The following is a 19,921-nucleotide window of genomic DNA, read 5'->3' as shown; positions in this document are numbered from 1 at the left end:
AAGCTTTTCGTTTTTAACAGCTTTTAACTGTATGGCAGATTTATCTATAGTCGGTTTTCAATAATCCTGCTATATTTGTAACAAGTAGTTGACACACCCCCAATTAATGTCAAAGTTTCTGAAGCTTTTTACTAACCGCATTTTTATAACCATCTTATGGTTTAGCTTGAGCTTTTTGGCTGCTTTGAAGCAAATTTTACATCATCACATCAACAATTATCAGATTTATAAGTACACATTTATTAATCTGATTTTACATAAAAACTTATACGCTCCTCAGCCTCAAAACTTTCTAGATAGTAACCATTATGGGCCGCTATTTGCTTTATTTATAGCACCATTTACTTTATTTCCGGATGTTGTAGGCACTCTGCTTTGGGTAGTATTTAATGCCTGGGCTTTATACCAAGCTATTCTCATGTTACCGGTTACCATTCAGCAACGTACCGCTATTTTGCTGATCTGTACACATGAGTTGATGACGGCGTCGTTCAATGTGCAGTTTAACCCAACAATGGCTGCGTTAATTGTATTAAGCTTTGTTTTTATCCGCAGAAAACAAGATATATGGGCTGCACTGGCCATAGTAATTGGCACCTACATTAAACTTTATGGTATTGTTGGGTTAGCCTTTTTCTTTTTTTCACAGAATAAGTTAAAGTTGATTATGTGGCTCGTTGTGTGGGGGCTGCTTCTATTTGCATTACCTATGTTATTTTCTTCGCCAGCGTTTGTTATACAATCCTACTATGATTGGTACAATAGCCTGGTAGAGAAAAATGCACTGAATGCAACATCAACCATGCAAGATATTAGTGTGATGGGAATGATACGCCGTTTGTTCCATTATCCGCAACTATCTAATATGGTAGTTTTGTTACCTGGCATACTAGTATTTGCTTTATCTTATCTCAGAATATCTAGTTTCAATCAAACCAGTTATCAGTTACTAATTTTAACATCTACCTTAATTTTTACGGTAATTTTCAGCACCAGTTCAGAATCTCCTACTTACATCATTGCCTTTGTCGGAGTAGCTATTTGGTTTATGAACCTGGATAAACCAGTAAGTAATTGGGAAATTGCTTTATTGGTTTTTGCGTTGATTATTACCAGCATGTCACCATCTGACCTATTCCCACGGTTTATTAATAAAAATTATATAAAGCCTTACGCTTTGAAGGCATTGCCTTGTTTTATAATATGGCTTAAAATAGTATACGAAAGTTTAACCCGTAAATTTACTCACCCCCCATCCTACTCTGTTGTATGATGAGAAAAAAAGTTTCTGTAGTAATTCCTTCCTTTAATGAAGAAGGAAACATTGAAGTATTGGCCTTAAGATTAATTACAGCGCTAGAGAAGTTACCCTATGAGCATGAGGTAATTTTTGTGGACGATGGCAGTTCAGACAATACGCTGGAAAAGTTGAAAAACATAAGCGATATCAGCCGTCATTTATATTATCTGGAATTATCACGTAATTTCGGCCATCAAAATGCATTGAAAGCGGGTTATGACTACGCCAACGGCGATTGTATAATCAGCATGGATAGTGATATGCAACACCCACCCGAAATGATTGCTCAGTTTCTAGAGAAGTGGGAAGAAGGCTATGATGTGGTTTACACCTGCCGCGAGTACCAGGATGAGGCTACTATCTTTAAAACCAAAACATCTGATTTATTTTACAAGATGATTAACTCTTTATCGGACACTAAGCTGGAAAAAGGCACTGCCGATTTTAGGCTAATAGACCGTAAAGTAGCTAATGTATTAACTACGTTAAATGAAAATGGCTTGTTTATACGTGGTTTAATCAAATGGTTGGGTTTTAAACAATATGCTATTCACTATCAGTGTGATGCACGTTTTTCAGGAAAAAGTAAATACAACCTGAAAAAAATGGTAAAATTTGCCGTACAAGGCATAACTGCTTTTAGTGTACGGCCACTTTACATGGCTACAGGTATTGGCTTATTTTTCTCGATGGTAGCTGTGTTATACATACCATACATTTTAATCAGTTACTTTACTGGGCATGCAGTATCTGGCTGGGCTTCATTAATTGCTACCATCGTATTTTTTGGTGGAGTACAGCTTATGGTACTTGGCATTATTGGTATGTACCTGGGTAAACTTTTCATGCAATCTAAACAACGGCCTAATTATATTATACGTTCCACCAACTTACAAAGGGTAAATCATGATTTTGTTAAGCTTTGATATTGAGGAGTTTGACATGCCATTTGAATATGGCAAAGCTATTCAATTCAGCGATCAATTGTCTATATCTACAGCAGGCACTTTAAGCATATTAAATATTTTACGCAACGCTGGTATAAAAGCTACTTTTTATTGCACAGCCAATTATGCACAACATCAGCCTGAAATAGTTATGCAAATTGTAAAAGAAGGTCATGAACTAGCTTCGCATGGCTATTATCATTCTGATTTTAAGCCCGAGCACCTGTTGCAGTCCAAATTGAAATTGGAAGAAATTTCTGGTCAAATTATTAAAGGCTATCGCATGGCCCGGATGATGCCTGTAGATGAACAAGAGATTGCTAGAGCAGGTTATATATACAATTCATCTATAAATCCAACCTGGTTACCTGGAAGATACAATAACTTTAGTAAACCTCGCCGGTGGTTTTATCACCATAATATGCTGCAATTACCATCATCGGTTTCGCCAGTTGTACGCTTCCCGTTGTTTTGGTTAAGCTTCCATAACTTACCAATGGGTTTGTTAAAATGGCTCAGTAGCGTTACTCACCGCAAAGATGGTTATCTAAGTTTATATTTTCACCCATGGGAGTTTACCGACCTGAACCAACCTGAACGTTTTGGTTTTCCAAGTTATGTGGTAAAAAACAGTGGTGAACCCTTCATAACAAGATTGACAGAATTTATTGCTTGGGCAAAAACCAAAGGTTACAGTTTCTCATGTACAGGAGACTTTGCTGAAAAAGTTAACCTGCTTAAAGGCGAAGGTTGTTTATAATAAACGTCTTTATGATGCAAAGGGAAATGATGTTCAATCATTTCCCTTTGTAAAACCTCTACTCTATTACTGAATCTAAATTATATTTCTCTGTTGATATCCCAAGTTTCTAGATAATCAGCTACCCGCTTCAGGAAAGATCCTCCCAAAAAGCCATCAATAACACGATGATCGTACGACATAGACAGATACATCATGTGGCGAATAGCTATCACGTCGCCAGTTGGTGTTTCTAGTACAGCCGGTTTCTTTTTAATAGCACCTAATGCTAATATAGCTACTTGTGGCTGGTTGATAATTGGTGTACCCATTATATTACCGAACGTACCAATGTTGGTGATGGTAAAAGTACCATCACGTGTTTCATCAGGTTGTAGTTTATTATTTCGGGCACGATTAGCTAAGTCATTCACAGATTTTATCAATCCAATTATATTTAACTGATCAGCATTACGAATAACGGGTACAATAAGGTTTCCGTTTGGCAAAGCAGCAGCCATGCCAATGTTCACGTTCTTTTTCTTGATAATTTGTGTACCGTTTACTGATACATTAATCATTGGCATATCATGTATAGCCTTAACAACAGCTTCTACAAACATGGGTGTGAATGTAATTTTTTCACCTTCACGCTGCTCTAAGCGCTTTTTGTTTTTTTCACGCCACAATACCAGATTAGTTACATCAGCCTCCACAAAAGAAGTAACATGAGCCGAAGTCTGCACACTCATAGTCATGTGCTCGGAAATTAACCGACGCATACGATCCATTTCGATAATCTCATCACCTGCTGATAAAGATGCCGCTTTAGCTGATTGCTCAGGTATGGACGAGGATACAGGCTTTTCAGGTATAGGCGGAGCCTGAATAGTTACTTTATGATGAACTACTCTGTTTTCAGCTTGTGGTTGGCTTGGAGCAGATTGTTGCTGAGCAACAGATATTTCGATGCTACCCCTATTTTGTAGATAAGACAATAAGTCGTCTTTAGTTAATCGACCTTCTGCGCCAGTACCAGGTATTGTGTCTAATTCAGCAGGACTAATTCCCTCCTGCTGCGCTATATTTCTGACCAACGGTGAGTAAAAGCGTACTTGTGTATTTAATGGTTGTGTTGAAGGTGCAGCCATTTTTTGAGAAAGCTGTTCCATACCAGGAATATTGGTTGTAACTGCTTCCGGTTGGGGTGCGGCCGCTTGTGTTGATGTATCAGGTTGCTCTGTAGCTTCTGGTTCTTCTAATGATGATAGGCCACTACTTTCAGGCTCGTCGGTCTCAATGATAGCGATTACATCACCTACCTGTACTACTACATCTTTTTGGCATAATTGCTCTACTAAGCGGCCAGCTACAGGAGATGGCACTTCAGAATCTACCTTATCGGTAGCAATTTCAACAACGGCATCATCAGCCTCAATGTAATCACCGGGTTGCTTAAGCCAGTTAATTACCGTTGCTTCCGCAACACTTTCTCCCATTTTAGGCAGCAACAGCTGGTATTTTGCCATAGTAATGTATACAAGTAATAGGGCAAAATTAACTATTTATGCTTAGGTTTTATAGGTTGCCCAGCAAAGTATTCAACATTCCTAATGCAGTAATGGCTGTACGCTCGATATTTTGTTTACGCTTGTTGCCGAAAGTAAACCTACGAACAACAGTTTCAGCAGCACTAGCTACAGCAATCCAAACGGTACCTACAGGCTTTTCATCTGTACCCCCACCTGGGCCGGCAATACCTGTTACAGCAATGGCATAATCTGATTTGAAATTTTGCAATGCTCCCTGTACCATCTCGGTAGCGGTTTTTTCACTCACAGCGCCATGCTGCCAAAGAGTTTCGTTTTTCACCCCCAGAATGCTTTCTTTTAGTTCATTGGAATAGGAAACAGCCCCACCTAAAAACGCTTTAGATGAACCAGGATGTTGTGTAAACAAATGCGAAATATAACCGCCTGTACAGCTTTCAGCAACCGATAGGGTTTTACTTGAACTTTCTAATTTATCTAACAAAGCCTTTTCCAGTGCAATATCTTCTTGTGCTACAACTACTGTACCCAAACTTGATATAATTTGTTCGGCATAATGTTCTACTTCCGTAGCTAAATTATCCTGGTTTTCACCATATCCACTCAAACGTAACCGAACTTGGCCTAGCTTTGGTAAATAAGCCAGTTTAATATGTGGTGGCAAACTATCTTCTATATCAGCTATACGTTCAGCTAAAAATGATTCTCCCTCACCAACTGTAAGTATAGTTTTATGAATTATAAACGGTAACTTAAAAGTAGCTTTCAGTTTAGGTAGAACTTGATCTTCTACCATATACATCATCTCAAAAGGTACACCAGGCATTGAAACATACACTTTACCCTGGTGCTCAAACCACATACCCGGCGCTGTACCATTATGATTATTGATTACTTCACAATTTTCGGGTACAAGGGCCTGCTGCCGATTTACTTCCAGTAAGGGGCGGTTATACTTAGCAAAAATGCGCTTTACATTTTCCAGCGCTTCGGCATTTTCAATCATGCCCACCTGAAAGTATTCAGCTAAAGTTTTTTTCGTAATATCATCTTTTGTAGGACCTAATCCACCAGTTATCAGTATTACATCTACGCGCTCTTGTGCTTCCTTTAAAGCTGTTAGTATGTGTTGCCGATCGTCAGATACAGATGAAATCTGTTTAACTCGAATACCAGCACTATTCAGTTGCTGAGCTATCCAGGCTGAGTTAGTATCTACAATCTGCCCTATTAATATTTCGTCACCTATGGTTATAATTTCTGCCAGCATTATTGATTGTTATAATAATCTTTTCGCTTAGATAGTTTCAAATCCTGCAAAATACTAGCCTTTACCCTTAAGTCAACGCTGAACGATTTATAATAACCAAAAGGTAGCCACCGGAAAGACAAATCCCAGCAATGCAGATCGCGGTAAATTGAAAACGATGTTGTAGTAATTTTGGCTGCTTTTACGTCAAAACCCGTAGTATATTGCACCTTCCATTTGGGAGTTACGTTCACATCACCACTGGCATTTATTGTGTTAGAGATGGTTTTTGTAAGCCCTCCATTATTGTAAGTGAAGTTATAGTTAACGTTTACATTGTAAGGCACGTTGAAATCTACATAAGCTTCAGGATCACTATTGATTAAGGCTAATTCATCAGCTTGTTGTCGGTTCAAACTTTGTAAAGTATTGGATGGAGGCGAATTGGTTCGCTTGTTTTTTGATGAATTCAAACTGAAATTCATCGAAAAGTTCAACGTGTTTAATGTTGGGAACTTGCCATCTTGGAAAGTGTAACGATCAATACGACGGTAAAAACGTTGTATTTGGTTATTACTTATTGAATCTTTTATTTGTGAAGCATATGGATCTAGCACCCCATTTAAGCTTAAGCTAACTTTTTGGTTCAGTACAGTAGTATGTGCGTTGAATGAAATGGGTGATAGTCTAAAAGAATCGGCTGCAAAATTATAAGAGGTTGCAAAACTAAGCCCTTGTAATATAGATATCTTACGGTCTGCTCCTGATGTATCTGTACTTCTGGCTTTCAGCTTACCTTCCAATGTGTTATCCACATTCAGGTTTAAGGAAGCGGATTTACCCTGACTAGGTCCGCCATATACAGAATATTGGTAAATAGAATAACGGCTGGAAACAACTTGATAAGGCAAAACTGCACCACTGACTATTGTACGGTAATAGCCATATTTAGGATCGCCAAAATCTGGGCGATAGCTCAAACTTAATGATGGTGTTGATACTAAACGTAATTTTTTAAGAGTTCCCTTAAAACTAGCCTCACTATAAATTTTAGTGGACAAACCTGCACTCACATTGTAATCACCTGCTCGAGTAAATCCTTGTACTGTATCAACCAAAGGTGTAGCATTTCCAGAAATGCTACCACGCTCATAGTACTGTCTGGTGCTTTGAAAATACCACCTTTCGGTATAGGTACTGTTAGCATTAAATTGAAAATATTTTAATACATTCAAGTTTAAACCAATAGGTATTTGATGTTGGAAACCACTTTGTAATTTCTTTAACAAATTATCGCCTTTAAAAATTTGTGATTCCGGCTCGCTGTTAATCTTGTTGGTACCTTGCAAGCTATATGCCACAGTAATACGCTGATACCATTTCTGATCGCCAACTCTATCTTTTGAATCAAACGGGCTGATGGAAGTCATGTTGAAGTTGAAGGTAGGTAACTCCAGCGACACTGTTTTAGCAGTTAAATCCTGACTATGTGACAAGTTAGCCGTAAAATTAAACGGCGTTCCGGCCCAGGTTTTACTGTAAGCAATACTTGAACGTAAATTATTTTGAGTGATAGCTTGTACGTTGTAATTTGTAGTAGCTACGTTGTTTTGATAAAATGTTGAAGTAGCTGCATTTACAGAAGCTGAAAACGTGCTTCCAGGGTGAGCATTGGCATCCTGTGAGTGATTCCATATAACGCTAAAATCTTTTTGATAAGGATCTCCTTGTACACCATAATTGTGTGCACCAAAGTTAAATGTCAAAGTACCCTGATACTCATACCTTTTTAGGTATCGTGCTGTAGTACCCGCCTCAAATGATCCGCGTGAGTATAATGTACCAGTAGTAGTTAAATCCAGATTATCGTTAATACCAACATAATAACCAAACTGCCGCAGGTAAAAACCTAAGCGGGAATCTTCACCAAAACTGGGCAATATTACACCCGAGGTACGATGGTCGGGCTTCGGAAAGAAACCGAAAGGTATAGCAATTGGCAAGGGTACCCCTTCAATTTCCAAGTAAGCCGGTCCTGATATGATTTTGTTCTTTTCGCCAATTCCTTTTGTGATTACTATACCAAAATGCGTTTCAGGGTAAGGTAAAGAGCAGGTACTAAATAATATATTATTGTAAGCTACTTCAGTTTCGTTTAACTTTTTAGTTTGACCACCGGTAATATAATTCCCTTCCTGCTCACCAGAGGTATTCCAAGCTTTTATCTTTTTGGTTTCGTAATTATAATAAAGTGAATCTGCAATTACCGGATTTTGCCCTTTGCTTTTTGCTATGGGCTTGTTTTGATAACGGTGTGTTTTAGGATTAACCAAACCACTGGCAAAAATTAAATGTTTGTTTTTATCTACCCTAATAAAATCGGCATCTAACTCAAAATCTTCGTAAGTAACACGAGCATTGCCATAGTAATAACCAATATTCTTTTCAATGTCAAAGTATGATAAATCATCGCCTTTGGCATTTACTTGTGATTTAAGGCCACTTTTGCTTTTTTTAGTAGTGTCGTTAGTAGCAGAAGCTGACTTTGCACCTCCCTTTTTAGTACGCGCATTTTCACGGGCCTTGGCAGGCGCTAAAATCTTCTTATCTTTAACAGTATCTAGTTTTATAATGGTATCTGCCAATAAAACCGGCTTACTATAGCTGTGCCGACCTGCTATAGCTATACTATTTAAAATCAATATCGTACCTAACAGAAAAAAAAAGCTGACTAATTTCAAAATAAAATATGAATAGTATTTTTGCAGATAAAGTTAACGGCGCTCAAAAATAATGAAAATTAAAGCTTTCAAAACATCCATTTGTGGTTTATTACTCGGGCTCATTTGTTTTACAAACTATTCTTTTGGTATAACTTATCAGAACCAGCTAGATTCAACTAATACTGGCTTTAAGCTTAAAACTATTGTGGTTGATGCAGGTCATGGCGGACACGATCCAGGTGCTTACGGCTCCTTCTCGATGGAAAAAAATGTAACGTTGGCAATTGCATTTAAATTGCAACAAGCCATACAAAAAGATTTGCCAGATGTAAACGTAGTGATGACTCGCACCACCGATGAGTTTGTAGAATTACACAAACGCTCTGAAATTGCCAACAAGGCCAAAGGAAATATCTTTATTTCTATTCACTGCAACTCACTGGCTGATAGTCGGAGCAGTGAAATTGTTGATTATACCAAAGGGCGGCATGGTAAAAAAACACCGGTTTACAAGACGGTAGTGGTGCATAACCATTCAGGTAAAGGGGTTTTAGTGTTGGTGTACGGATTTAAACGCACTGGTGAACAACTAGAAGCTATACGCGAAAATGCTTCCATTTTACAAGAAAAAAACTATAAAGATTACTATGCTGATGACGACGATCCTACATCAGCCATGGTACTGAATGCTTTTCGGGATAAATACAGAAAGCAAAGCATTCATTTAGCTAATTTAATCAATTCAGAATTTACAGATACTGATGGCCGATATAGCAATGGTGTTAAAGAGCAAAGTTTACACGTATTGGCCAACAGTGGTATGCCGGCAGTACTGGTGGAAACTGGTTTTATTAATAATGCTGAAGAAGAAGAATACCTGAATTCAGATAATGGGCAAACGGAAGTAGTTAACTCTATTGTACGTGCTATAAAGCAATATAAACGTGAATTAGAACAAAAAGCTCAGCCGCAGTAAGTTGTTTGGAGACTATTTTGTGTAGAACAACTAATTATCATATCACCAAACTAAAAACGAAGCTGTAAGGTATAAGGTAATTACAATATTATTTTACCAGCGAATTGCTGACAATTCGTTCTCGATTCATAAGAGACAAATTTATGCCAAGCTTATTCTGTCGTTTGTTGCTTGTAATTACTAGTTTTAGTAGCTTATCTTTCGGCCATGGACATATTCAAACTGAAGATTCACCTGGTGGCAAATTCCGCATAAAAACCATTGTAGTTGACGCTGGCCATGGCGGACGGGCTGCCGGAGCCATGGGATCCTATTCGTTAGAGAAAAACGTAACCTTAGCTCTAGCTCTGAAATTACAAGCAGCCATAAACCGCGAAATGGCTGGTATAAAGGTTGTCATGACACGAACTACTGACGCTTACGTGAATAATGGGTACCGTGCTGTTATGGCTAACGAAAGTAAAGGTGACCTATATATATGTTTGCACTGTAATTCACTCCCTGATGCCAGAAAAAAAGTAAATGGCAAAACAGTTTCAGTTCGTAATCATTCAGGTAAAGGAGTGTTACTATTGGTATATGCATTTCACCGCACCAGAGAACAGTTGGCTGCTATACGTGAAAACGAAATGGCTGAACAAGAAGATCGCTATTCAAGCCGGCAAAAATTTTCTGTTGACCCAGCAGATGCAATAGTTTTAAATGCCTACCGGGATAAATTTAGAAAGCAAAGCATTCATTTAGCAGGCTTAATCAATAATGAATTCGTAAACCATGATAGTAGGCCAAGTTTAGGTGTAATAGAACAAGGTGTTCAGGTATTAGCTAATAGCGCCATGCCATCCGTGTTGGTAGAAACCGGCTTTATCAATAACCCTGAAGAAGAAGATTACTTAAATTCTGCATCTGGGCAAAACGAAATTGTGAATTCTATTGTTAGGGCTATAAAGAAATACGCAAAAGAAGTTGATCAAACGAATCAATAAAATAAATTACTCAACTAACTCTACTGATTTTGAAAATATCTAACGAAACTAAAATTGGCGTACTTACTGTATTTGCCATCACCGTACTAATATTAGGCTACAGTTACCTGAAAGGCAACGATGTTTTTTCCAGCGCCAATAAGTTTTATGCCATTTACCGAAATGTAGAAGGCTTAACCTTATCAAAACCAGTATTGGTTAACGGATTCCAGATTGGTCACGTATCAAACATGACCTTGCAACCTAGTGGCAGCACTACTGTTGAATTTAAAATTGATAAAAAGTACCCCGTACCCGCTAATACATTAGCACGCCTAGAAAGTACCGACTTATTGGGCAGTAAAGCTATTGTATTTGAAATGGGCAACAGTCGAGAGATGGCTGAAGATCAAGACACTTTACGTGCTGATATACAAGGTAGCTTGGCAGAAAGCTTACAACCAGTACAACGTAAAGCTGAGCTGCTGGCTGATAAGGTAGACTCAACTTTAAGCGCTGTAAATAAAATATTGAACCCCGAATTTCAACGTAATATAGATCGTAGCTTTTTAAGCATTGCAAACTCCTTACAAACATTAGAAGGAACTACTAAGAAAATAGATCGCTTGGTGGGTTCGCAAACTGGTCACATAAGTACTATTTTAACCAACTCAGAAGCGTTAACAGCTAATTTACGTGCCAGTACAGTACGTTTAAACACAGCTACAGCAAATTTTGAACGTGTCAGTACTGACATTGCTAATGGTAATTTAAAGCAAACTTTAGCAAGTGCTAATCAAGCAATGAACGATTTACAAGCTACCGTTAGTAAAATAAACAATGGTAAAGGCTCATTAGGTTTGCTGATGAATGATGATCAGATGTACAATAACCTGAATGCAGCCTCAGCAAATTTGAACAACTTGTTTATCGATTTGAAAGCACATCCTAAACGCTACGTAAGCTTTTCAGTGTTTGGTCGTAAAGGGGATTGATTAAACAAAATCAATCCCTACTTCATAAGTATAGCCTTCAAGTGCTAATTCCGTATTTGGGAATACATTACGAGCTTCATCCAGCAATTCATTAAGACTTTTATAACGAGCCGAGAAGTGCCCTATTAACAAGCTCTTAGCTTGGGTTTGTGATGCCACCTGTGCAGCTTGCCAAGCTGTGGTATGGTGAGTCTTGTTAGCTCTATCTAACAGATTATGTAAAAATGTAGCTTCATGATATAGCATATCTACATGACTAATCTGCTCAAAATATTGTTCATTATAGATGGTATCTGAACAAAAGGCGTAACATTTAGGGCGATCAGAATCAACAGTCAAATCTGTGTTCTTATAAACTGTTCCATCTGGCGCTGTATAAGGTGCTCCCTTCTTAAGCAATGCATAATTCTCAAGCGGAATATCCAAGGCTAATACCTTTTCTTTGATTAGTTTACGTAAACGTTTCTTTTGCTTAAATAAAAAGCCGGTACAAGCTATGCGATGGTCGAGCGGAATGGTTTCTACTACAACATCCTGATTATCTAGAATTACTTCAGATACATCAGGATTAGTGGGATAAAACTCAATAGGATAATGCAGGTTAGTTTCTGAGTGTTTAAACTGCACATCAATAATTTCTTTTAAAGGTGCCGGTCCGAATATCTTTATGGGTTTGGTACGGCCATTCAGATGCAAAGAAGATAGTAAGCCTACTAGGCCAAAATAGTGATCGCCATGCAAATGGCTGATAAAGATGTGATCGATACGACTAACTTTTACATCAAAACGTATCATCTGTAATTGCGTACCTTCGCCGCAATCAATCAGGTACAGGCGCTCATTAATGTTAAGCACCTGTGCCGTCGGATTTCTGTTATATACAGGTGTTGCTGAACTGCTACCCAGTATGGTTACCTCAAACTTCATATTAGGTAAACATACAAAAACGTTATTTTGCTTCTCTCTTCAACTCTTTTTCTATTTCTTCCATAAAAATGAAATCAATAGCTTCTTCTGTAGTTGGAACGATATTCAACACGCTATCTAGCTGTGATATGCTCACTAAGCGAGAAACAGCGTCGTTTAAGCAGGTTAATATAAAACTACCTTCAGCATTTTTGCATAATCGATGGCCAACTAATAAACTGCTTAATCCGGATGAATCAGCAAATTTAACTTGGCATAAATCCAATATGATGTTGCGTTGACCTTCGGTATTAATCAATATCAACTCAGACTTAAGTTGTGGTGTGATTAATGAATTCAGCTTTGACTCGTTTAGCTTAATCAAAACATACTTCTCGTGCTTATCAACAGTGAATTTCATTGTTATTTAATTATTATCGAGCTAAGATAAAACTATTTTATATAATACTAAAATCACAATTCAGCGATTGCGTGATTAACTGCATTTTCAACCCGGAATAATACATTGTCAGTATTTGATTTGACAAATGGATGGCCTGTAATCTGCTCATAGAGTTCAATATAACGTTCTGAAATAGATTGTACAATATCTTGGGTCATTGCTGGCACAACCTGCCCATCCTTACCTTGAAAACCATTTTCAATAAGCCATTTGCGTACAAACTCTTTAGATAGTTGTTTCTGCGATTCGCCGCTTTGTTGGCGTTCTGCATAGCCTTCACTGTAAAAATACCTGGACGAGTCGGGCGTATGAATCTCATCTATCAAATAAATAGTACCATCAGCTTTACCGAACTCGTATTTGGTATCTACCAAAATCAACCCTCGTTCAGCAGCTATCTCGGTACCACGCTGAAACAATGCACGTGTATAATTTTCCAATTGCTCATAATCATCAGCCGATACAATGTTTTTTGTTAAAATATCAGCTTTGGAGATATCCTCATCATGCCCTACTGATGCTTTGGTAGTTGGTGTAATAATTGGCTCAGGTAAGCGGTCGTTTTCTTTTAAACCTTCTGGCAAATTTACGCCGCAAAGCTCGCGCTTTCCGGCGCTATACTCTCTCCATGCATGCCCAGCCAGGTAACCTCGTATCACCATTTCTACTTTAAATGGTTCGCACATTCGGCCAATAGTTACACTTGGGTCAGGTACATTAACCACCCAATTAGGCACTATGTTTTTGGTGGCTTGCAAAAAATGAGCAGCAATTTGATTAAGCACTTGCCCTTTATAAGGTATAGGTTCCGGTAACACTACATCAAAAGCTGATATACGATCAGTAACAACCATCACCAAATATTGATTATTGATAGTATACACATCGCGCACCTTGCCTTTATAATAAGCAGTTTGTCCCGGAAAATTAAAATGTGTTTCTTTTATCGCGTCCATGATTTGCATCAAGAATATGGGTCAGCAATCCTGCCCCCGTGTACCTGTAAACTATTTTCAACAGGTAGCAAAGATAAGAGTCGGGAGCTAAAAAACCATTTCGATTTCTCCACACCCAACTCTTAGTTTTCAGATGTACAATTATTGTATATCTCCGTATGCTTCCAAAATGCGTTTTACCAACTTATGCCGTACAACATCTTCACCGCTTAGGTAAATTATTTCAATACCTTTAATATCGGTTAAAATGTGTAACGCTGTATGCAAGCCCGATTGTTGTTTTTTAGGTAAATCAATTTGGGTAACATCACCTGTAACAATAAACTTGGCTGAAGGTCCCATACGAGTCAGGAACATTTTCAACTGCATGTCTGTAGCATTCTGAGCTTCATCCAGTATCACAAAACAATTATCCAGCGTACGGCCACGCATAAAGGCTAACGGAGCAATCTCTATAGTACGGTTTTCCAGATAAGTTTTCAGTTTCTCGGCAGGTATCATATCATCCAAAGCATCATACAATGGGCGCAGATATGGATCAATTTTCTCCTTCAAATCGCCTGGCAAGAAACCCAAGTTCTCTCCCGCTTCTACAGCCGGTCGAGTTAATATAATCCGTTTGATTTCCTTGTTTTTCAATGCCCTTACTGCTAAAGCAACCGCTGTGTAGGTTTTACCTGTGCCAGCTGGACCAATAGCAAACATAATGTCGCTTTTGGTGATACTAGTTACCATACGGCGTTGGTTAGCTGTACGGGCCTTTACCATAATACCGTTAGGGCCAAAAACAATTACCTCACCAGTAGTAGATTTGTCACCTTGCGTGTCTGTTGGTGTTGCTGGCTCAATTGCTTTAGCACCTAAAATACGTTCAATATCTGTTATACTCAGGTTATCAAACTTTTCAACATGCTGCAGCAAATAACCAAATTTATCTTTAAAAGCTGCAAGTTCATTCTCATCGCCCAGCACTTTTACTTCGCTGCCGCGGGCTACAATTTTTAATTTAGGATATTGTTTCTTAATGATCTCAAAATGATCATTGTTCGGACCCCACAAAACCGCGGGGTTAATGTGTTCAATAGATAGCTTAAGTTCGTTCAACAGTAATTGATTTTGAGTTGCCGATTTTTAATGGTTAAATTTTTTGAATATTTGCACTTTCTTAATGCTAACACAAGATTAGCAATAAATATTTAATTAAGCATGGCAATAATAACTTTAACAACAGATTTAGGCGATAAAGATATTTATCAGGCTGTTTTAAAAGGCAGCATCCTAAAAGCTTTGCCAGGAGTTACTATTGTAGACATAACCCATTCGGTAGCAGCATTTAACCTCCAGCAAGCTGCTTTTGTTTTAAAAAACAGTTTTCACTATTTTCCAGAAGGTACGGTACACTTAATCGGTATTGATACCGTTTACCAAAACGAAACTAAGTTTTTGGCTACGCAGTACCGTAACCATTATTTTGTAGGTACCGACAATGGTATATTCTCACTGATTTTTGATGAGGCTCCACAGCAAATAGTAGAAATAAATATCCTTCAGGATTTAAAGTTTTTACATTTCCCACTTGCCGACATTTTTGTAAAAGCTGCGTGCCATCTTGCGCAAGGTTACAATATTAATGAAATAGGCATACCAGTAAATAGTGTAGAAAAGAAAATGAACCTGCAACCTACCGTTGAGCGTAACTTGATTCGGGGTATAGTTATTTACATTGATTCGTTCCAGAATGTGATTACTAATATCACTAAAGAGTTTTTTAATAAAGTGCAGCAAGGAAGACGATTTGTTTTGTACTTCAAGCGAAATGAAACAATTACTCAATTAAGCTGGCATTATAATGAAGTACCAGAGGGTGAAAAGCTTTGTTTGTTCGGTATTAGCGATCATTTAGAAATTGCCATTAACAAAGGTAATGCCAGTGGCTTGCTGGGTTTAAACTTAGGTGATAGCGTAATAATTGATTTCCAATAAATATTTTCACTAACTATCAATTACATAGTTTTCATTATAACGTCAATTTTCATGTTGCTTTCCTGTAAACGCATAGTTAAGCTTAAATTTACAGCTTCTATAGTATATTGAAGGAATTTATATTGTATGGCACGACAACGTTTGAATAGTGGGAATGCAGCTGAAAAAGAACTACCAAAAGCAAAATTGAATAAACAAAGCCTACAAAATGTAGGCAGGCTTTTAAAATACATACAACCGTATCGAGCTAAGTTTTTTGGAGGTTTAGTATTTCTGATATTATCCAGCTTAACAGGATTAGCTTTTCCAGGCTTCTTTGGTGCTTTAATTGATGCCGCACAAGGAAAACAGCGTTATGCCTTTATACCAGCCAATTTAACCACAATTGGTGAGATTGCGATTACTGTATTATTTTTACAGGGCTTCATATCCTATTTTCGAATTACTTGGTTTGTGCAAGTGGCCGAACAATCATTGGCTGATATACGCAGAGACACTTATTTTAAAATGGTAACTCTACCTATGGATTTTTTTGCTAATCGGCGTGTAGGTGAGCTGAACAGCCGTATTTCAGCCGATTTGTCACAAATACAGGATACACTAACTACTACCATTGCAGAAGCTATTAGGCAATTGATTATTTTGGTAGGTGGCATTATTCTTTTAACCATTGTATCCATCAAGCTTACTTTTGCACTGTTAGTAGTTTTACCTTTTTTAATAGCTGTTGCTATGTTTTTTGGTAAATTTATACGAAACCTATCACGCCAGGCACAAGATAAATTAGCTGAATCTAACACCATAGTTGAAGAAACTCTACAAGGTATTGCTAACGTGAAGGCTTTTGTAAGCGAGGCTTTCGAAGCAAACCGTTACGATCGCAACTTACGTGAAGTGGTTAACCTGGCTGTACGTGGTTCTAAATACCGGGGTATGTTTGGAGCATTCATAGTGTTCTGCTTGTTTGGTGTTATTTTTTGCGAGATATGGTATGGCTCTTATCTGGTATCTATTCACGATCACGGTTTTACTTTTGGTAAGCTAACCACGTTTATTGTATATGCAGCATTCATTAGTGCGGCAATGGGGAGTTTACCTGACTTATATGCCAACATTCAAAAAGCTGTAGGCTCCAGCGAACGTGTGTTGGAAATCCTGAATGAGCAAGGTGAACCTATTTCAATAACTGAAACAGATAACAATATTAAACAAACTTTAAAAGGCAATTTATCTTTCCGTCACATCAACTTCCATTATCCTTCTCGCCCCGAGATAGAAGTATTAAAAGATGTAACCTTAGAAGCTAAAGCCGGCCAGAAAGTTGCTATTGTTGGGCCTAGCGGATCCGGTAAATCTACTATGGCCTCGCTCATTTTGCAATTTTATCATCCACAAAGCGGCACTATGTTGTTTGATGGCGCTCCTGTAAGCGACTATGCATTAACAGACATACGTAACCAGGTAGCTATTGTACCGCAAGATGTACTATTGTTTGGCGGCAGCATATTTGAAAACATTGCTTACGGTAAACGTAATGCCAGCCGGGAAGAAGTAATACAAGCAGCTAAACGTGCCAATGCCCATCAGTTTATTACCGGTTTTCCGGAAGGGTATGATACGATTGTAGGCGAACGTGGTGTTAAATTATCAGGTGGGCAGCGACAACGTATCGCTATTGCAAGAGCCTTATTGAAAAATCCGGCTATATTAATACTTGATGAAGCTACCTCATCATTAGATTCTGAATCTGAACGTTTAGTACAGGAAGCCTTGGAAGAATTAATGAAAGGGCGTACATCTATCATTATTGCGCACCGCCTATCCACTATACGCGAGGCAGACCAAATTGTGGTACTGGAAAAAGGTCGCATTATTGAAAGCGGCACCCATGAGGAACTAATTTCTCATGAGCAAGGTTTGTACCGCTACTTAAGTCAGCTACAATTTGATGCTACTGCATAGCAGCTGCTTCATGGATTATTAAGCACTTGATGACAACAAATTCTTTTAAAACCTTGTTGTCATCAATTGTTAAAGATAATCTGTGAGATAAAAACCAAAAGGAGATAAATGAAATTAACCATACACGGGGCAGCCCGTCAGGTAACCGGCAGTATGCACCTGCTGGAAGTAAACCAATATAAAATATTAATTGATTGCGGACTTGATTACGAAAAAGACCGTAACATACAAGCTAACGAGCAATTTCCTTTTAATCCGGCTGAAATTGATGTGGTTATCTTAACGCATGCACACATTGATCATTCAGGCAACTTACCCACTTTGTTACGCATGGGCTTTGAGGGACAAATACTATGTACCTCACCTACTGCTAAGCTTACTGAACTGCTCTTGCTTGATTCCGTAAGTATTTTCATGCACAAAACGCAGAAAAGTCGCAAACGCGGTCGTGGTAAATCACATAATACCCAACAACCACTCTACTTGCAAAAGCACGTGATGGATACTGTAGAACGTTTTGTAACCATCAGCTTTAACAAACCCTTCCGTCTTAACGGTGATGTGGAGCTAACTTTTATTCCAGTTGGCCACTTATTAGGTGCAGCAGCAGCTGTAGTGAAAGTAAATGATAATGGCGTTGAAAAAACTATTGCTTTTACAGGTGATATAGGTCGTAAGAATTACCCGGTACTTAATGATCCTGAATCACTACCTAAAGTTGATTATTTAGTTACCGAATCAACCTACGGCGGCCGTTATCACTCCAAAGAGAAAACTGTTGAACAAGTGCTGATTGAAACAGTTGATAAGGTTTGCATTAAAGAACCTGGTAGGTTAATTATACCAGCTTTCAGTATTGGGCGCACACAGGCATTAGTTTACTCGCTAAATAAAATATTTAGCAGTGGTTTACTTCCGCCTGTTAAGGTATTTGTAGATAGTCCATTAGCAGCAATTTCAACTGATGTGTTTCGAAAGCACCATGAACTGCTAAATGCTGATGCTCAAGAGTTTTATAAATCACAAGGTGACGAATTTGATTTTGAAAACCTTACTTATGTGGAAAGCTTGAAAGACAGTCGACAGATATCAAATTACTTTGAACCTTGTATTATAATCTCTTCGGCCGGTATGCTGGAGGGTGGCCGCATACAAGATCACTTGTTTTATAACATTCAAAACTATTATTGTACTATACTTTTTATCGGCTATTGTGCCAAAGGCACGTTAGGTCATCGATTGTTACGCGGCGATCCCATTGTACACATTAAAGATCGAGAATTAGCTGTATATGCAACCATTAAGCAAACAGATTTATTCAGTGCACATGGCGATCATGATGATTTAGTTAATACTGTTAAACAGCAAAAAGCTGATGAACTAAAACAAGTATTTCTAGTTCATGGTGAGTACAATAGTATGGAAGCTTTGTCAGTAGCATTGCAACAGGATAATTATCAGGTAACTATTCCTGAAAAAGGAAAAAGCTATACTTTGTAAATCAATAATTTTGGTTGTATATTCGTTTGCTTTTAGCGCAATAAAGCTTAACCTTATACAATATATTCATGAAGTTACTCTCGCATAAGTACAGTTTCTCTGCTATCATTCTAATTGCCAGTAGCACCCTAATTTTTCAATCATGTGGGAAATCAGCTGATCCTGATCCAGTAATTGTTAAATCAGGCAGTGTCACAAAAAGCAACGTTGTTGTACCCTTAAATACAGGTGCAAATAGTAATGGAGGTAATAGTCAAGTACCCGTTGGCTCTTCTGGTACTATTGTTTTTACATTAAATAGCAAAACCTATACTTTAGTTAATAACAATTCCACCTACCTTGTAGGTGCAGCTTATGTTGAAGCTGATGGTGGGTTAGGGATATCTAAATCAACTACGTTACTCGCCGCCGGAATGGGCAATACTGATATTGCATTTTCACTTTCAACGGATGGCGTTAAAGCTGGCACATTTAGTATAACACAAATCTCTATCATTTTAGCCGATGGTACCTCTTATTCCATGGCAAGTAATTCTGTAAATAAGATTAATTTTACAACCTACGTTAACGGTACTGATAAAGTAACCACTCAAGGAACCTTTGATGGAGTTATGGTTAATGATGCTGATAACAAAACTACACTGAAAATAAGTGGGTCATTTAACTTATAAATAGAAGCATAATGCTAACAGAAAAGCCCTAATTAC

The 19,921-nt window shown here is 38.0% G+C and carries 17 protein-coding genes; 10 read left to right on the top strand and 7 right to left on the bottom strand.

Going from position 1 to position 19,921, the window contains the following annotated elements; genetic code table 11:
• Positions 1-106: 106 nt before the first annotated feature.
• From HH214_RS19180 to HH214_RS19170, 3 genes are read left to right on the top strand one after another with little or no spacing between them, the layout of a single operon-like run.
• The gene (locus tag HH214_RS19180; RefSeq protein ID WP_169610386.1) at positions 107-1,273 is read left to right on the top strand and encodes a glycosyltransferase family 87 protein; all 1,167 of its coding nucleotides are present in this window, start codon (positions 107-109) and stop codon (positions 1,271-1,273) included.
• A complete protein-coding gene (locus HH214_RS19175) occupies positions 1,270-2,226 on the top strand; it encodes a glycosyltransferase family 2 protein (protein ID WP_248282147.1) in 957 nt (318 codons plus the stop codon). The genes HH214_RS19180 and HH214_RS19175 overlap by 4 nt, the downstream gene beginning before the upstream one ends.
• The gene (locus tag HH214_RS19170) at positions 2,207-3,007 is read left to right on the top strand and encodes a polysaccharide deacetylase family protein (protein ID WP_169610384.1); all 801 of its coding nucleotides are present in this window, start codon (positions 2,207-2,209) and stop codon (positions 3,005-3,007) included. The genes HH214_RS19175 and HH214_RS19170 overlap by 20 nt, the downstream gene beginning before the upstream one ends.
• Before the next feature lie 80 nt (positions 3,008-3,087).
• On the opposite strand, the gene HH214_RS19165 is transcribed toward HH214_RS19170, so the two are convergent.
• From HH214_RS19165 to HH214_RS19155, 3 genes are read right to left on the bottom strand one after another with little or no spacing between them, the layout of a single operon-like run.
• Entirely contained in the window at positions 3,088-4,515 is a 1,428-nt protein-coding gene (locus HH214_RS19165) for a dihydrolipoamide acetyltransferase family protein (protein ID WP_169610382.1), read from the bottom strand.
• 49 nt (positions 4,516-4,564) lie between these two features.
• A complete protein-coding gene (locus HH214_RS19160) occupies positions 4,565-5,806 on the bottom strand; it encodes a competence/damage-inducible protein A (protein WP_169610380.1) in 1,242 nt (413 codons plus the stop codon).
• Complete coding sequence (locus tag HH214_RS19155; RefSeq protein ID WP_169610378.1) at positions 5,806-8,526, bottom strand: putative LPS assembly protein LptD; 2,721 nt, start codon at positions 8,524-8,526, stop codon at positions 5,806-5,808. Before HH214_RS19155 ends, HH214_RS19160 begins: the two co-directional genes overlap by 1 nt.
• A gap of 52 nt (positions 8,527-8,578) precedes the next feature.
• Between HH214_RS19155 and HH214_RS19150 the strand changes: the two genes are divergently transcribed.
• The 3 genes from HH214_RS19150 (at position 8,579) to HH214_RS19140 (ending at position 11,444) form a co-directional block, all read left to right on the top strand.
• Complete coding sequence (locus HH214_RS19150) at positions 8,579-9,484, top strand: N-acetylmuramoyl-L-alanine amidase family protein (RefSeq protein WP_169610376.1); 906 nt, start codon at positions 8,579-8,581, stop codon at positions 9,482-9,484.
• Between the two features lie 143 nt (positions 9,485-9,627).
• Positions 9,628-10,470 (top strand): N-acetylmuramoyl-L-alanine amidase family protein, encoded by an 843-nt coding sequence (locus HH214_RS19145; protein ID WP_169610374.1) that lies wholly within the window; start codon positions 9,628-9,630, stop codon positions 10,468-10,470.
• A 29-nt stretch (positions 10,471-10,499) separates the two neighbouring features.
• Positions 10,500-11,444 (top strand): MlaD family protein, encoded by a 945-nt coding sequence (locus HH214_RS19140; protein WP_169610372.1) that lies wholly within the window; start codon positions 10,500-10,502, stop codon positions 11,442-11,444.
• On the opposite strand, the gene HH214_RS19135 is transcribed toward HH214_RS19140, so the two are convergent.
• The 4 genes from HH214_RS19135 to HH214_RS19120 form a co-directional block, all read right to left on the bottom strand.
• The gene (locus HH214_RS19135) at positions 11,445-12,371 is read right to left on the bottom strand and encodes a ribonuclease Z (RefSeq protein ID WP_169610371.1); all 927 of its coding nucleotides are present in this window, start codon (positions 12,369-12,371) and stop codon (positions 11,445-11,447) included.
• A 22-nt stretch (positions 12,372-12,393) separates the two neighbouring features.
• Positions 12,394-12,771 (bottom strand): STAS domain-containing protein, encoded by a 378-nt coding sequence (locus HH214_RS19130; RefSeq protein WP_169610369.1) that lies wholly within the window; start codon positions 12,769-12,771, stop codon positions 12,394-12,396.
• A gap of 53 nt (positions 12,772-12,824) precedes the next feature.
• Positions 12,825-13,769: a phosphoribosylaminoimidazolesuccinocarboxamide synthase gene (locus HH214_RS19125; RefSeq protein ID WP_169610368.1), complete on the bottom strand. Its 945-nt coding sequence runs from the start codon at positions 13,767-13,769 to the stop codon at positions 12,825-12,827.
• 141 nt (positions 13,770-13,910) lie between these two features.
• Positions 13,911-14,873 carry a PhoH family protein gene (locus tag HH214_RS19120; protein ID WP_169610366.1) on the bottom strand — a complete coding sequence of 321 codons (963 nt, stop codon included), beginning with the start codon at positions 14,871-14,873 and terminating at the stop codon, positions 13,911-13,913.
• A 102-nt stretch (positions 14,874-14,975) separates the two neighbouring features.
• Between HH214_RS19120 and HH214_RS19115 the strand changes: the two genes are divergently transcribed.
• From HH214_RS19115 to HH214_RS19100, 4 genes are all read left to right on the top strand, one after another.
• Positions 14,976-15,752 (top strand): SAM hydrolase/SAM-dependent halogenase family protein, encoded by a 777-nt coding sequence (locus tag HH214_RS19115; RefSeq protein WP_169610364.1) that lies wholly within the window; start codon positions 14,976-14,978, stop codon positions 15,750-15,752.
• A 126-nt stretch (positions 15,753-15,878) separates the two neighbouring features.
• Positions 15,879-17,714 carry an ABC transporter ATP-binding protein gene (locus tag HH214_RS19110; RefSeq protein ID WP_169610362.1) on the top strand — a complete coding sequence of 612 codons (1,836 nt, stop codon included), beginning with the start codon at positions 15,879-15,881 and terminating at the stop codon, positions 17,712-17,714.
• A 108-nt stretch (positions 17,715-17,822) separates the two neighbouring features.
• The gene (locus tag HH214_RS19105; RefSeq protein ID WP_169610360.1) at positions 17,823-19,214 is read left to right on the top strand and encodes an MBL fold metallo-hydrolase; all 1,392 of its coding nucleotides are present in this window, start codon (positions 17,823-17,825) and stop codon (positions 19,212-19,214) included.
• Between the two features lie 68 nt (positions 19,215-19,282).
• Entirely contained in the window at positions 19,283-19,885 is a 603-nt protein-coding gene (locus HH214_RS19100; RefSeq protein WP_169610358.1) for a hypothetical protein, read from the top strand.
• Positions 19,886-19,921: the final 36 nt, after the last annotated feature.

It is taken from the genome of Mucilaginibacter robiniae, assembly GCF_012849215.1.
Taxonomy (GTDB): Bacteria; Bacteroidota; Bacteroidia; order Sphingobacteriales; family Sphingobacteriaceae; genus Mucilaginibacter; species Mucilaginibacter robiniae.
Note: the sequence above shows the minus strand (reverse complement) of the source record. Positions and strands in the feature narration are given on the sequence as shown.

Coding starts and splice junctions, on each gene's coding strand:
- HH214_RS19105 (WP_169610360.1), top strand. CDS start 17,823: ATGAAATTAACCATACACGGGGCAGCCCGTCAGGTAACCGGCAGTATG.
- HH214_RS19115 (WP_169610364.1), top strand. CDS start 14,976: ATGGCAATAATAACTTTAACAACAGATTTAGGCGATAAAGATATTTAT.
- HH214_RS19175 (WP_248282147.1), top strand. CDS start 1,270: ATGATGAGAAAAAAAGTTTCTGTAGTAATTCCTTCCTTTAATGAAGAA.
- HH214_RS19110 (WP_169610362.1), top strand. CDS start 15,879: ATGGCACGACAACGTTTGAATAGTGGGAATGCAGCTGAAAAAGAACTA.
- HH214_RS19165 (WP_169610382.1), bottom strand. CDS start 4,515: ATGGCAAAATACCAGCTGTTGCTGCCTAAAATGGGAGAAAGTGTTGCG.
- HH214_RS19100 (WP_169610358.1), top strand. CDS start 19,283: ATGAAGTTACTCTCGCATAAGTACAGTTTCTCTGCTATCATTCTAATT.
- HH214_RS19145 (WP_169610374.1), top strand. CDS start 9,628: ATGCCAAGCTTATTCTGTCGTTTGTTGCTTGTAATTACTAGTTTTAGT.
- HH214_RS19150 (WP_169610376.1), top strand. CDS start 8,579: ATGAAAATTAAAGCTTTCAAAACATCCATTTGTGGTTTATTACTCGGG.
- HH214_RS19130 (WP_169610369.1), bottom strand. CDS start 12,771: ATGAAATTCACTGTTGATAAGCACGAGAAGTATGTTTTGATTAAGCTA.
- HH214_RS19160 (WP_169610380.1), bottom strand. CDS start 5,806: ATGCTGGCAGAAATTATAACCATAGGTGACGAAATATTAATAGGGCAG.
- HH214_RS19135 (WP_169610371.1), bottom strand. CDS start 12,371: ATGAAGTTTGAGGTAACCATACTGGGTAGCAGTTCAGCAACACCTGTA.
- HH214_RS19180 (WP_169610386.1), top strand. CDS start 107: ATGTCAAAGTTTCTGAAGCTTTTTACTAACCGCATTTTTATAACCATC.
- HH214_RS19170 (WP_169610384.1), top strand. CDS start 2,207: ATGATTTTGTTAAGCTTTGATATTGAGGAGTTTGACATGCCATTTGAA.
- HH214_RS19125 (WP_169610368.1), bottom strand. CDS start 13,769: ATGGACGCGATAAAAGAAACACATTTTAATTTTCCGGGACAAACTGCT.